This window comes from Lysinibacillus sp. FSL L8-0126 (genome assembly GCF_038630385.1).
GTDB classification, from domain to species: Bacteria; Bacillota; Bacilli; order Bacillales_A; family Planococcaceae; genus Lysinibacillus; species Lysinibacillus fusiformis_D.
Window position 1 is genome coordinate 1,271,399 of record NZ_CP152028.1, and the last position, 15,288, is coordinate 1,286,686.

At 35.8% G+C, this 15,288-nt stretch carries 8 protein-coding genes and 1 riboswitch; of the genes, 2 read left to right on the forward strand and 6 right to left on the reverse strand.

Going from position 1 to position 15,288, the window contains the following annotated elements; translation table 11 throughout:
- Positions 1–63 precede the first annotated feature (63 nt).
- A riboswitch (TPP riboswitch) is annotated at positions 64–178 on the reverse strand.
- Positions 179–256: 78 nt separating this feature from the next.
- The 3 genes from MHI34_RS06160 to MHI34_RS06170 form a co-directional block, all read right to left on the reverse strand.
- Positions 257–1,186, reverse strand: coding sequence for an AEC family transporter (locus MHI34_RS06160; RefSeq protein ID WP_036125640.1), 930 nt, complete (start codon positions 1,184–1,186; stop codon positions 257–259).
- Between the two features lie 111 nt (positions 1,187–1,297).
- Positions 1,298–3,400 (reverse strand): methyl-accepting chemotaxis protein, encoded by a 2,103-nt coding sequence (locus MHI34_RS06165; RefSeq protein ID WP_089934016.1) that lies wholly within the window; start codon positions 3,398–3,400, stop codon positions 1,298–1,300.
- 247 nt (positions 3,401–3,647) lie between these two features.
- Positions 3,648–4,808: a response regulator gene (locus MHI34_RS06170; protein ID WP_342504260.1), complete on the reverse strand. Its 1,161-nt coding sequence runs from the start codon at positions 4,806–4,808 to the stop codon at positions 3,648–3,650.
- A gap of 211 nt (positions 4,809–5,019) precedes the next feature.
- On the opposite strand from MHI34_RS06170, the gene MHI34_RS06175 reads away from it, so the two are divergent.
- Positions 5,020–7,989: an ATP-binding protein gene (locus MHI34_RS06175; protein ID WP_342504261.1), complete on the forward strand. Its 2,970-nt coding sequence runs from the start codon at positions 5,020–5,022 to the stop codon at positions 7,987–7,989.
- A 758-nt stretch (positions 7,990–8,747) separates the two neighbouring features.
- Positions 8,748–10,046: a hypothetical protein gene (locus MHI34_RS06180; protein WP_342504262.1), complete on the forward strand. Its 1,299-nt coding sequence runs from the start codon at positions 8,748–8,750 to the stop codon at positions 10,044–10,046.
- A 106-nt stretch (positions 10,047–10,152) separates the two neighbouring features.
- On the opposite strand, the gene MHI34_RS06185 is transcribed toward MHI34_RS06180, so the two are convergent.
- The 3 genes from MHI34_RS06185 to MHI34_RS06195 all read right to left on the reverse strand — a co-directional run bounded on the left by MHI34_RS06185 (position 10,153) and on the right by MHI34_RS06195 (position 15,264).
- Complete coding sequence (locus MHI34_RS06185; RefSeq protein ID WP_342504263.1) at positions 10,153–12,075, reverse strand: AraC family transcriptional regulator; 1,923 nt, start codon at positions 12,073–12,075, stop codon at positions 10,153–10,155.
- Positions 12,076–12,218: 143 nt separating this feature from the next.
- Positions 12,219–14,129, reverse strand: coding sequence for an AraC family transcriptional regulator (locus tag MHI34_RS06190; RefSeq protein WP_271912098.1), 1,911 nt, complete (start codon positions 14,127–14,129; stop codon positions 12,219–12,221).
- A gap of 190 nt (positions 14,130–14,319) precedes the next feature.
- On the reverse strand, positions 14,320–15,264 hold the full coding sequence (locus MHI34_RS06195) for an ABC transporter substrate-binding protein (protein WP_036125827.1): 945 nt from the start codon (positions 15,262–15,264) through the stop codon (positions 14,320–14,322).
- Positions 15,265–15,288: the final 24 nt, after the last annotated feature.

Genomic DNA, 15,288 nt, shown 5'->3' on the forward strand with positions numbered 1-15,288 from the left:
CAAAATATTTTTTTGGATCCGGCCATGAATGTAAAGGTCTAGTAATTGCACACGACATACGATGCAATAGCTTCTTAACTTTCCCACGCTGGTATGAGCCAGATCAGGTCCAAAGGGTCAAGAAACTTCTAAGCGTTTCCCTCTCAGCCTGACTCATCAGACTCCCCTAGTTAATACTATTTAGTTTGATGCTAGTGTAGCAGATATTTCTAAGAGATGGAAGTTTTCCATTCAATATTTTAAAATTTTCATCCAACTAAGTAAATAATACTTCCGCAAGATAAATCACGATCGTTACTGTTAGACAGCTCACAATGGTTGAAAATAAAACAGTTTGCGCAGCTGTAGCTGATTCCACATCGTATTCTAATGCTAGACTAGAGCTATTGCGAGATGTTGGGAAGGCACTGGCTATAAACAGAGATTGTGCGACAACTCCATCTAACCCCAATACATAAATAATGACCAATGCTACAGCTGGTCCGATAACTAATCTTGTAAAACAGCTAACAAAAACAGTTTTATTAAACATAGATTTGATTTCAAGCTGTGATAATTGTGCGCCTAATGTAATTAAGGCTACAGCAATAAATCCATCTGCGACATGCTCTACAGGTATTTTGATAAACTGCGGTATACCAATATTAAAATAGTTCATAGCGACACCAATAATTAGCGCATGAATAATGGGCATTTTAAAGAAATCTTTGATGATTGTCATACCCGATTTCGTAGAGGAAATTAAATTGTACAAACCATATGTATAAGTTGTCATATTTTGAAATATAACGAGCATGACCTGAATGGCTACACCAATAGGTTGTGTTACAAAAATCATTTGGGCCACTGGAATACCATAATTTCCAGAGTTAATGAGCACAACACTATTTTTAAAGACGGCTGCCTCCGTTTTGGCCAAACCAAGCCCTTTCGCTAAAAAATGACTGAGTATCATTTGACTCCCAATAAAAAGCACAATAAATAACCCGACTTCTCCCAGAACAGACAGCTCTACACGTGTTTCATATAAATTCACAAAAACAGCGGCTGGCATAAAGCAATATGTAATAAGCTGAGACAATGCTTTTAAGTTAAAACGAAATTTCTTTTGTAGTATAGCGCCAAGTACAAGCAACACTAAAATAGGTGCAACAATTTGAAAGAAAATCATTCCGAGATACATCATATTGATGACCCCCTTCCCTTCATTATAGTAGTGCTGAATGGCTAACAGGTCAATGTCTCTTCCCTTCACCATTAAGAAAGACTGCCTATATATTTTAGGCAGCCTTTTTCTTTACGCTAGCTTAAATCGATTTACGACTTCTTGCAGTTCATTTGATATATCATTCATATTTTGAATAGACTCTGCTACTTTTTGTAACTCTGCTTGTTGATCCATTGCAGAAGCACTTACTTGTTCAGCAGAGGCAGCTGTTTCCTCTGAAATAGCAGATATACTTTGAATAGCCATAATTGCTTGATTTTTATGCTCTAACATACTAGATAACTTACTCATTAGTTCACTAATGGAAGCTGCAATTGAACGTGACAAGTCACTGCTATCTTTAAAGGCCATTTGTGTGCTTTGTACGGACTCATTTTGAGAATGCATTAAATCTGCATTCGAAGCAATAACAGCTACTGTCTGTTGGGAATTTTCGAGAATACTTTCTACCGTACTCTTAATAATTTCTGTTTCATTTTTAGATTGCTCTGCTAGCTTTCTTACTTCCTCTGCTACTACCGCAAACCCTTTTCCATGTTCGCCAGCACGAGCTGCCTCAATACTTGCATTTAAAGCTAACAGATTCGTTTGCTCTGTAATGCTTTGAATAGAAGCGATGATTTGATTAATATTGGCAATGTTAGAAGCTAATGATTCCATTTGCTGTTGAATACGCCCATTCATCTCATTTGTTTCTATATTATGTTCACGTAAACTATTAACCTCATGCAATCCCTTTTCTGTCGTTGCACTTGTTTTATGAGATAGCTCATCCATCTCATTGGATAGTGACGTAATGGCATCAATCTGATCAGATAGATCCATCATTCGATAATTGGTTTCTTCAGTATCCTCTGATTGCTTCGATGCACCTTGTGCAATTTCATTGATTGCTACTGAAACCTCTTGACTTGAAGCTACTATTTCATTAAAGACCTCATGCACTTGATTAGAAGATTGGTTCAATAATGTCGTAGAATTTAGCACTGTTTGTATTGCACTATTGGTTTTATCCAGCATATTATTATAAGCCAGTGCAACTGCACCAATCTCATCAGACTTAATATATTTCTCCTCTACTCTTTGTGTTAAATCCCCTTCTGCAGCTGTTTCAATGGATGCACGCAAAAATTGGAGTGGCTTTAACTGTTTGTAAATGAATAGCACACTTGCAACTGTCATCAAAACAACCATAATAATAGAAGAAATAATTGTAAATACAAAGACGTGGTTGTATGTCTCTAGAATTTTTGATTCAGGCAATACAATTTGAACAGTCCACGTCTCGTCAATATCCTCTAAAATCATTGGGGCAAATACATTAAATGCCTTTTCCTTAAACTGGTTAGAATCAACGTACATACTTGTAAGCTCATCATTTTCCATGGTCTTACTAATACTTGTCCAAGCTGGGTCCTCTTGCATATTGCGCCCATCTAGCTCTTCACCAAAACTGTTGGCTGTCAGTACACCCTTATTCGTAATAATGCCCGCATAACCACCCTCTGGTGCAACAGATTCTGTTAATCCATTTAAAAAATCTATCGATACATCCGCCGTCAATACACCAAAAAACGATCCAGAAGCATTGACTAACGGCACTGAAATGGTTGTCATTAATACGTTCTTTCCATTTACATTATAATCATACGGCTCCGTTAAAACTGCGCGTCCGTCTTCTTTTGGCACCCAGTACCATTCAGAAACACTTTTATCATCGACCCCTTCAATTAAAGTGGTGCTGATCTTATTATCATCTTTGCTTAGGTATGGTCCAAAACGTTTTTTGGAATCGACTAAAGTAGCCTCTGCATTTGCATCTAACATAATAGAACCCTGCTCAAAGATTGCTCCAACACCAAGTAAATCATCATTGTTAGCTAGATTATTTTCCATAATGTCTAAGACACCCTTGGAAGATAAAGCATTATTCTTCTGCATGCTTTCAATGATTTGCTTTGTTGTTTGCAATGCCGTATTTGCTTTCTTGAAACGTTCACTCATAATAGCAGCCGAAGATTCAGCAGCCTGCACCGTTGCATATTCTGAGTCTTCCACACTTTGATTTTTTATAATAATTCCCGTTGTCACTGTATAGGATAAAAATAAAACTAGAAATAATCCTATAATTAGGGAAGATAGTTTTAATGCAATACCTTTAGATTTTTTCATAACTAACACCCCACTTTTATAATAATGATAAAGGATGAAAGGTTGTATCACAATAAAATATTTAGCGAATAAAGTAGAATTTTACAGAGTTATAGAGAGAAATACGGACAAATCTACAACCAATATACATTTTTTAATAAGGGTCTTATGAACTATTAAAAACAAAACATACTAACATTAGTAGTACAAACCATGGCCCTGGTTTGTACTACTAATGTTAGTATGTTTCATAACAAAATCATGTAGTTTAACTAAAGGTTTGAGCATGAGGCATAGCATTTGCTTGTTTCCAGCTTTCATACCATCTCTCAATTTCCTCGCTTGGTTCCACTGCCAAATGCTCCTGAAGCATTTTTTTTAATAACCCGTATTGCTCCTCAACGGCAGCTGTATTATTTAGAAGATCATATAGCTTCATTAAAGTGAAGTAGTTTTCCTCTGCATCAGAAAAAAGTACCTGGACTTTTTCCTGTACCTTTACTGCAGCCATGTAGTTCTCATTTTTTATATAAAACTCGCTTAGCTGATGAGCATGGTGTAACCACAATCTCCTTAAGCGCTCTCGCTCACTTTCCGCCCATAGATAATCGCAATCTCCTAAATAATCACCTGTATACATTTGGAATACTTTTTCATGTTCATCAACTGATGTCTCTTGTAATGGGGGTAATGATTTTAAACAGGACAGCCACTGTTCTACATCCACTACAACATTTTCAACTAAGAGCTTATAGCCAGAATTCAGCAAAGGGCTTGAAATTTGCACACCATCCATTCCATAATTTTTTAATGTTTGACGGATTGTATAGATAGCTGTATAAAGCTGTTTAGATGCTTTATCGATATCAGACTCCGGCCAAAATAATTCTAAAATCGTATCACGATAAATCATTTCATCACGGTGATTTAGCATGAAGGCAAATAGCTCTTTGGCTTTAGATGTACGCCATTTCATGAGCTGTGTATGACCATCTGGTGTAACAACATTAAGACCGCCAAAAAGCTTAATAATTGTATGTTTAGGCGGAACTTTTTTATGTTTATTATTTATGTGTTCTAGGCGTTCTAAGGTCTTTTCTAAACGAACATTTTGTACAGGCTTTAATAAGTAATCAATAGCATGTAGATTAAATGCATCTATTGCGTATTGATCAAACCCTGTTGTAAAAACGATTTCTACATCGGGCAATAACTCTTGAATTTTTTCCCCTAATGCTAAACCATCCAAATCAGGCATCACGATATCTAAAAATACAGCATTTGGCTGTAGCGTTTGGATCTCTTCAATTGCTTTTAGAGAATCGGTGTATTCTCCTACTATTTCAATTTCCGGGACATTACTTTTTTCAAGTAAGGTTTTTAGTCTCGTTAATGGTAAAATTTCATCATCTACTAGCACGATTCTCACATTGACCCCTCCTAAAAAACTATTCCTTTACTTATTATCGTATAATTATTAAAAGAATTGATAGAATAACCATTACTTTTGAAGGAGAAATAACTCTATTTGTCGAAATCTATTATTTATGATGAAAAAGAAAATACTTTCCAAAAATTTTACTATTTTTCTAATTGCCGGGTTATTCTTTTGTTTTCTAACTTTGATACGCTTCACTTGGATGAATTTCACAAATATTTCAACAGGGATCGATGCTATCCAAGGGACTGTTAATTTAAGAAATATTGATACAAGCCATAATTTTATAATTAAGCTACAAAAGGAATGGGAATTCTACCCTAATACCCTTCTCGCTTCAGAAAATACCCAATCAGTGGAACAACATAAAGTTTATACAAATCAACCAGAATCTTGGGATCAGTATTTTCAACATAATGATGAGGTTCATTATGGTTCTTATCGTTTAAAAATTCTCAAAGAACACACTTCACCTCAGATGTATGGCATTACGATTCCTGAAGGTTTAGCACCCTATGAGCTTTACATCGATGGTCAATTCATTGGTGGACTAGGGAATCTTACAGCGGATTATACTCAAACTGCTCCTATTGGCAGACCTGTAACCCATTATTTTACGCTTAATACTAATGAAAGCGAAATTATTATCCAAGGTGTTCAAACAAACCCATATGTACAAGGCGGGTTTCAAAAAGAAATTATTTTTGGCGATTTGCACTCTATGGAACAATCAAAAACCTTTTCCATTACAACTCAAATGGCGGTTTGCTTTGTCTTTATTTTTTATCTATTATTTACGATTCTACTTTGGATTATCGGTATTCGGGATAAATCTCTTCTTTATTTTGCCTTGATTATTGTTTCAACCTGTGTAACCGTACTCGTTTCTAGCAATAAAATTTTATTTAGCTACCTACCTATCAATTGGATTTGGGCAAACAAATTATTTTATTTTTCTTATATTAACAATATGATGTTTTTCGTTTTGTTCCTACGTGAATTGATGAAGGAATACGCTAAGCCTAAAATATTAACGATTGTTCCTTTGCTATGTGCTACCTATTTATTATTTATTGTAGTAACCCCGATAGAATACATTTTTAAAACAAAAATGATATTCATAATACTTTTCATCGTCTCGCCTATTATTATAACGATTTTCACATTGTCTATCGTGATAAAAGGTCAAAAAGGCGTAATATTTTTATTATTAACAGGGACAGCAGTAGTCACTAATTCATTATTTTTCTCTATAAGACAAAATGCTACACTACCTTATAGTCATTATCCTTTTGATTTATTAATTGGTATAACGGCATTATCCGCATTTTGGTTTACACGCTATTTTCAATCAACCTTACAAACTGAAAAGCTTTCTGTGAAATTACAAAAAGAAATAAGTACAAAGGATGATTTTCTAGCAAATACCTCTCATGAGCTGCGAAACCCTTTGCACGGCATGATGAGCATCGCCCAAACTTTGTTAGCAAAACAGGAAACTAAAGAAGATCAAAGTGATTTAAAACTATTGGTAAGAATCGGCAATCACATGACCCATATGCTAGATGATTTATTAGATCTAGTAAAGCTAAAAGAAAAAACGCTTCGACTGCAGCCCAAACCTTTGAATGCTTATAATCTCGCAAGTGGGGTTAGCAATATGTTTCGTTTTATGCTGAAAGGAAAACCAATTGAGCTTATCATACGGATACCTACTAATTCACCTTTTGTGTTAGCAGATGAGACACGATTAATTCAAATTTTTTCCAACCTAATTCATAATGCCATTAAATTTACAGAGCAGGGCTCCATTACGATTGATGCCGAAGTGGTTGGTAAAAAATTATATATTTCCGTTACAGATACAGGAATTGGCATTGAAAAGGATATGCAAGAAAGAATATTCGACCCTTATGAGCAAGTTGATTCAACAATGACGTCGGTAAGTGGGGGCCTCGGATTAGGCTTAAGTATTTGCCAAGAGCTTATATCTTTGCACGGTGGGACAATATCGTTGACTTCCACTCTTGGGGAAGGCTCATCCTTTACGTTTTCCTTACCCATAGCAAAGACACAAACAGTGGAATACAGTGACTCCAATACTGAAATGGATACAACATTATTAAAATTTACGTCATTGTTAAATGATTTATCGCAAATGAAAGAAAGCTTTGCCGCTTCCACTGAAGAAACTACTTTGGTGACCAGTCAGGCAAGAATTCTTGTCGTGGATGATGATGCTGTAAACTTACAAGTTCTCGTGAATGCATTTTCGACTGAACCCTTTGAAATTGAAACAGCTTTAAGTGGGACCGAAGCTCTTAGAAAACTACAAGAGAGTAGCTTTGATTTAGTTATTTCCGACATTATGATGCCGCATATGTCTGGCTATGAATTGGCAAAGTACATTCGTGAAAAATTCTCAATTTCAGAGCTGCCCATATTATTTTTAACAGCTCGACAGCAAAGTGAAGATATTCGACTCGCCTTTTTAAGTGGAGCAAATGACTACATTAGGAAACCAATGGAATACATGGAGCTTAAATCACGTGTTCAAGCACTCATTCAGATGAAGCAATCTAGTGAGGAACGTCTTCGCATTGAAGCTGCATGGCTCCAAGCACAAATTCAACCTCACTTTTTCTTCAATACACTGAATTCTATTATTTCTTTAAATGGAGTAGATGATGAAAAAATGGAGGAATTACTACTGGCCTTTAGTGATTACCTACAAATGAGTTTCGATTTCCAAAATGTCGATTTAGTCGTGCCTATCGACTATGAATTAAAGCTTGTACGCGCCTATATTGCAATTGAACAAATTCGCTTTGGTGACAGGATACGAGTTGTGTGGAATATTCCTAATCAGATGAGTCTGTTTGTTCCTCCACTGTCGTTACAAACTTTGGTCGAAAATGCTATCCAGCATGGTATTTTACCTCGTCGAGAGGGTGGTACTGTGACCATCTGCATCAAAGAGATGGAGAAGCTTTTTACAATAGCCATTTCTGATAACGGTGTTGGCTTTGAACATAGGATACCTGAAAAGAAAACAAGCGTAGGTCTTGTCAATACGGAACAACGTCTAAAGCAATTATTTGGCGTGGAATTAACGATAAACAGTGTCATTGATCAAGGCACAACCATCTCCTTCTCCATTCCAAAAACTTAAAGGCGAATGATGTCGTTCTAACCGCCAGTTTGGAAGCTGAATCCGTCACTTTATGAGCTCTATTCATCTCTTCCAGAAATCCTATCCATTGCACGAACAAAAAAGACTAGGCTTACAAAAGAAGCCTAGTCTTTCTTGGTTTGCTTACAGTTTAAGACATTGACAAGATTACATAAAATAGCTTACTACATGGTACTGAACAAATCCTGAACATCCTTGTATTTTTCATGTATCACATTCGTAACTTTTGACTGTTCAGCTGCTTAATTTTCTTTTCTGCTTAGTTTGCTTGTAACCGTTCCCTTCTTGGCTCTCTATCTACTGTTAATCTGTTCAATGTCTACATACCACCCAAATTAATACTTCATCACATCATGAATATTTTCAGCGATTTGTCGATTTTCTTATGTACCTGTTACAACATAATACTTTGATGAATTGTTCATTTTCTTCTTTTGAACAGTACCTAGTGATGCATTTTTAACCTTCGGGATCAATTGTAACCAATTGACTCACCATGCTCTCTACTCAACATCTCCTGTTTTTCCCATTAAATTTCTATTATCTTTACAAATATAACTTCCTCTATAGGTACTGAAGTTATATGATGCTCACATAAATTTTATAACCAATCTACCTAATCATCTAAAAAATGCATAAAAAGATCCTAGGCTATGATAAAATTGATTTAACACCAAATCTTGGATAGATTCCCACTGCATCTACCATGAAAAATAAAATAGGAGGCTTCTCTTAGTATGAAAAACAAAAAAAGATTGGCTTTGCTGTCTTTAGTTGCTATCCCTTCACTTCTTTACAGTGCACCAGCATCAGCAGCTGAAGTTACAGAGCCATCAAAAATAGCCTACACATACAATAATAACTACTACTACAATTCTAATGTCTGGAATGTTATTCAGCTCATATCAATCATTGATGATCGATATTCCTCATTCCAAACAAGATTGGAATCGGCTCTCAAAGCTTATAACAACTTGACTGAAACAGAAAAACAGTATGTTACTAATTATGACGTACTTTCCAATCATCAACATACTAGAATTTTATATCGTAAACTCGCTTCACAAATTGAAGAAAAACTAGCTTCTGTAGAACCTACCGCAGTAAATTATTATGAAAATGTTTTGGCTACAAGGGAGTGGTTCAATTCTTTAAACGCTGCACAGAAAACATTTGTTAATGCTGAAACACAGAGAATACTATCATCATATATAAGTCCAAATACGACAATTGACAAAGTAGTAACGAAAATACAATTATTAAATTCTTCACGCTTAAGCTTCCATCAAGAAGTTGAGGCAGCACGTGCTGAATATAATGCATTACGAAAATTTACAAATGCTTATTTACCGTATGGTACAGAGCAACTATTATTAGAGGCTGAACGACTTGTCGTAAAGGATAAAGCTGCTGCCAAAGATGTAGAAAATGCCATTGCTGCTCTATCACCTAAAACATCTACAATTAAGGATGTACAAAAGGTTAAAACTGCGTTTGAGGCGCTAACACCCGTGCAGCAACAAATAGTTCCAAATGTGTCTATTTTAATTGATTTTGTGAATGGTAAATATAAACTTCCAACACAATCAGTTGAAAATACAAAGCCTAATTTTTCCAATACTGTCGCATTGCCTGGTAAAACAACGGCTATGTCTAGAAATAGAAATGATTATAGTGCAAAAATAAATGTCACTGACCCAGGAGTTCACACAGAAAGATTTATCTTAACTACCAAATCTAATATGACATTAATTATTCCTTCTCTCTCAACTTTAGTGGATAAGGATACTACTGGTGTCATAGAAATTCAGCTTAAAAGAAAATTAAATAACATTACATTCAAGATGACACTCAATAATAAACCTATAGAATTCGAGGAAAACATCGAATTAATTATTAACAATTTGCCTAAAAATGCTTCCATTATTCAAAGGAACGATTTAGGTGAGAAGTTGCATACTAACTTCTATGTTGATGGAAATCGTCATATTGTTCAAGCAACTACGTCTGGCACATTCCAAATTATAAGAAAATAAGCATGACGCTTCTGAAAGAAGAAACAACTAAATTCAAGTTAGTTGTTCCAGACTGTAGACAAAAGCCCCATAAACGATATTTATGGGGCACTCTCTAATGTTTATACTATTTTGTCGTAGCTACTAGGTTGTCCACGATGAAATCTAGCTGCTTTGTTAATGAATAAATGTCGTTATAGTAACAAAAACCAAAATCCATTTCAATCAGTCTTCCTTCTTTAACGGCTGGGATATTAGACCAAACTGGGTGATCTGTTAAATCCACCATTCCTTCGTAGGATGAACGGAACACAAAATCACCTGCATAATCTGTTAGTACTTCTAAAGAGACATTGATTGCCTCATCCGTGTTGTTTTTGTCATCAATTTTCTTTTGAATAATATCAGGTGCTTTCAAACCTAAATACTCATAAATAGCTTGGGAACCACGTCCATAGGTATAGCTTGTCACTACGGACATTTGTCCTTTGCCGCCTTCCATAATACTAACTGTTTTATCTGAAATACCTGCCTCTTTCAGCTTTTCTTGACTGTTCTCTACTTTTGTATAGAAATTAGCTAAAAGCTCTTTTGCTTCTTTCTCTTTCCCTAATACTTCACCAATCTTCGTTAAACGGTCATCCAGTGATGTAGAGAAATCGATCATGACAGTAGGTGCAATTTTTTGCATTTGCTCATACAGCTCATCCTTACTTGGGATAATGATGACGTCAGGTTTTAATTGGATTACTGCCTCCACATTTGGTTCGAACCACTCACCTAAACTTTCAACTGTTTTTAATTCTTCCTCAAATGCTGCTCCCTCTTGTATTTTAGAGGATCCCACTGGTGTCACATCAAAAGCTAGTACATCACCTGTATAATACATCACCACTACTCGCTCAGGATTTACAGGTATTTCTACATCTCCTTTCATAGTGGATACAATTTTTGTTTGTGATTCGCTGACTGCTTGTGCCGTAGAGGCCTGTTTTTCCCCGCTTCCAGTATTTGTTGTTGCTCCACTACTGCAAGCATTTAATAAAAGTGTCAGACATAGAAAGAGTGTTGCAATAGCTGATAATCCTCTTTTATTCATTGGTTCATACTTCCTTTCATTATATTGATAACCATTCTCAATATAATCTTGGAAGCTCCAATCGACAATAGAGTATCTTTCAGACATTGAAGGACTATCTTTTACTAGACGATTCAACTGTTCCCTTTGACGAAATTTTGTGGGGGAAACGCCTACTCTCTTTTTGAATAGTCTACTAAAATAATAAACATCGTTATAGCCGACACCCATTGCGATATCGCGCAAGCTAGCATTTGTCTGCTCAAGCAAAATAGAAGCTTTTTCAATACGGAGCTGAATTAAATACTCAATCGGACTACAACCTATTTGTTGCTTGAATTGAATGGATAAATGGGATGGACTATAGCGTAATGCCTTCGCAATTGATTCTAAAGTCAATGGCTGTGCATAATTTTCTTCTAGATAGGCTTTAATTTGATTAGAGACATTCAGCTTTTGAATGTCGATACTGTCTTGTTCTAACTGCTTGAAAATCTCATTTAATAATTGATAGAATAGCGATTTAATGGTAAATTTGCTGAGATTATTAGCATTTCCCCATTCTATATACATATAATGTATTTTTTTAAACATAGTAATAGGTGAGTTAGGTATAAGACTGTATTGATAGTTGAAAGGATTATTGCTTTGCATGGCTCTTGCTATCATTTTATTAAGGGTTAAAGGAATGGAAGCTCGATAAAATACCATGTAGTATTCAAACCCTTTGTCTGTTGCCACGATTTGCAAAGTGGAGCCTTTTCCACCGTGAATAAGATGAAAGCCCTCTAGTGTATAGTTTGTTAAATCGATCTGGATTTCTGCACCTCCACCTGTGGCAAAAAGAAACATATTAGCAGGCAATTTATATAATTTCCCAATCTCTTCAGGTTTAAATAGTTCATATCGTATATCGAGTACTTTAATCGTTGCATGATTCCAAAGAAAAAAAAACTCCTCTTTTGGCAGCATCCTACATCATTCCTTCCAATTATCACTATCTCCCAGTTTATTATAATTGATAATCGTTCTCAATACATTTTTCTACAATCATGCATGAAACATAGAAAAATCACTCAAACATCCAATGCTTGAGTGATTTTATGGAATCCCATTTATTTTGCTTTTGCATGCTGTACTAGCATTTCTGTCACTTCTTCAATTTGTCCTAGGATTGAAATAGGATCTGAAAACCAGAAACTCCAGCCATCAATTTCAAAAATTTGATCATCTTGCACAGCATCTAGCGTTTTCCAAACTGGTTCGTTTTTATAATCATATGTTTCTGTCGCTTTATCAACAGCCACAAAAATATAATCACCCGCATAATCTGGAAGTAATTCAGGTGATAATTCCAGCCACGGCTTTTCAGGATCAATTTCCTCTACTACTTTTGCGGGTGGAGTTAGCCCAAGCCCATCATAAAATGATCGCCCTGTATAACCATTACCATATAATGTTATGTTATTTTTTGCTCCACCAGCAAAAATCGTCACGGTTTGATCCTTACCAATGATATCTTGAACCGTTTGTCTCGCTTTTGCTACCCTTTGACTATAGTCATCTAACCAAGCCTTCACTTCTTCTTCTTTATCTAAAATTTTACTAAACTCCTCCAATGTTGCATCCATTTCTAAATTAAAGGGTATTAAAACTGTAGGCGCTATTTTAGCATATGCTTCGTATTTCTTATCATCCCCAGTAATGATAAGGTCGGGCTTCAAATCAACTACTGCTTCAAGGGATTCTTCAAAATAAGTAATTCCTTCATTATGCTCCTTCAGGTAAGGGCTTTTCATATAAAGCTCCTGTGTTCCAACTGGTTTAATGCCCATAGTTAATAAAAAACCTGGGTAATAATCGGTTACGATACGTTCTGGGTCAACAGGAATCTCGACATCCCCCTTCACAGTGGATACAATTTTGGTTGTCGACTGTACTTCCGTTGACTCATTAGCTGGTGCTTTTGTTTCTCCATTATTAGAAGCTGTGATAGCAGTACCAGAGCATGCACTAAGCAATAAAGTGAAGCATAGCAATAGAGTCGCCATCATAGAGGACTTTGCTTTTTTATTCATCGATAAATCTCCTTTTGCTTTATATTGATAATAATTATCATTATCAATATAATGTCGTATCCACTTTTTATCATTAGACAAAGAAAGCCGATACATAGGACGATACGATTTATGCTTATCTGGCTGTTGTTTAAATTGCATTGGGGTTTGCCCACTGTACTTTTTAAAGATACGGATAAAATAAGAGACATCTTCATAGCCAACACTCGACGCAATCTCCTGCAAGCTCGAAGTGGTATGTAATAATAACTGCTGTGCTTTTTGTATTCTTATCTGGATAAGATAATCAATAATACTTCTACCCGTCTTCTGCTTAAATTGCTTAGCTATATAGGGCACACTATAATTCAACATTTGAGCAAGCGATTCTCGTGTAATCGGTTGATTGTAATATTCTTCTATATAATTTTGAATTTGCTCCACAAGGTCCGGCTGTTGAACAATGACCTGCTGTTGATGTAATTGCTGCAAAAGTTCATAAATGAATTGATAAAAAAGGACTTTGACATGAAAATGGGCTAGATTGCCCTGTTTGAGCCACTCTCGGTGCATAGTTTCGATTTTTTCCTGTAATGTGAGCGCATTCGAAATTTGAAAAACATATTGAAGCTGAAAAGGTTTTTCACGTTCCCACAATGCTAGCAAATTTTTTCTATGAGGAAGAGGTAACGTCGCTTTGTAGAGAATTAAATAGTACTCCAAACTATCTTCTACAGCACTAATATGCAGGCAGCTCCCTTTACCAACATGCACTATATAAAAATTTTCTATCTTATAGGCTTTACTGTCTAATAATACTTTAGCCTTTCCCTTTATTGCGTACAAAAAACCGCTTGCTGGCACACGATAGGAGCTAAGCTGTTCATCACTTTGCATCCTTGTATAACGAATATCAAACAATTGAATGGAAGCAGCCTTCCACAAAAGGATATGGTCATCTATGTTCACTGTTTGTTTTCACACCTTTCTAGTCAAAGCATAGAATGGTACCTCATGTGAATATTATAAATGATAAACATTCTCAATAATATATTAAAATGAAACAACAAAAAAGAAGCACCTTTATTGCTAAAGTTGCTTCCTTTTTTTACTTGCTATAAACCATCGTACTAATAAATTATCTGCACAACTCACCCTGTTATTTTTTAGTCGTTAGCCATTTGGTTAATTCCTCAACCTGAGCCAACACTGCTGTAGGGTCATAGTACCACGAACGTTCCTCAGGCCAAACATAAAGATGATCGTTTTTTACAGCTGGTAGGCTACCCCATATTGGATCATTTTTAAAATCTTCAACTGTGCGACCATCTGCAGTTAAAATGATGTAGTCTCCTGTATAATCTGCTAGCACCTCTTTTGAAATTTCAACCCACTGCTTTTCCATAATTTCGTCTGCTACTTTAGCGGGTGGCTTACGACCAAGCGACTGATAAACTGGCTGTCCACCACGTCCAAAGTTATCGCCATAAGCATAATAAGATTTGCCTGCATCTTCAATAATAGAAAAGCTTGCATCCTCTGGAATAATCGCATCTACCAGTGCTTTTGCATCGGCAATCTTTTGATCGTATTGTGCGAGCCAATCCTTCGCTTCCTGCTCTTTGTCAAGCAATTCACCAAAATATGTAAGCTCTTCATGTGCATTCTTTAATTCACCATAAGGGATGACAACTGTCGGTGCAATTTTACTTAAGGCATCGTAATTTTCCCCATTGCCCGTAATAATTAAATCTGGTTTGAGTGATATAACTTTTTCAATCGATGGTTTTCCATAATCACCGATTTCTTCTACATCCTTTAATCCATCCTTTAAATAATAGTTTTCAAGAGCCAACCCAGGAGCTCCCACTGGTTTCACGTCCAATACAAGCAAACTAGCAATATATTCCTCTGCTACGATACGCTGTGGATTAGTCGGAATAACAATTTCGCCATTTGTCGTCTGGACCGTTTTTGTCTCTGCTTCTTTTGTATCTTGTTCTGTAGTTGAACTAGTGTTTTTTTCATTTTCCCCACAAGCCGTTAACAAAAGAAGTAATAGAAGAAACAGTGGTGCTATGAATTTTCTATTTTGTCTAAGCATTTTTTCCCTCCATACACATTAGTT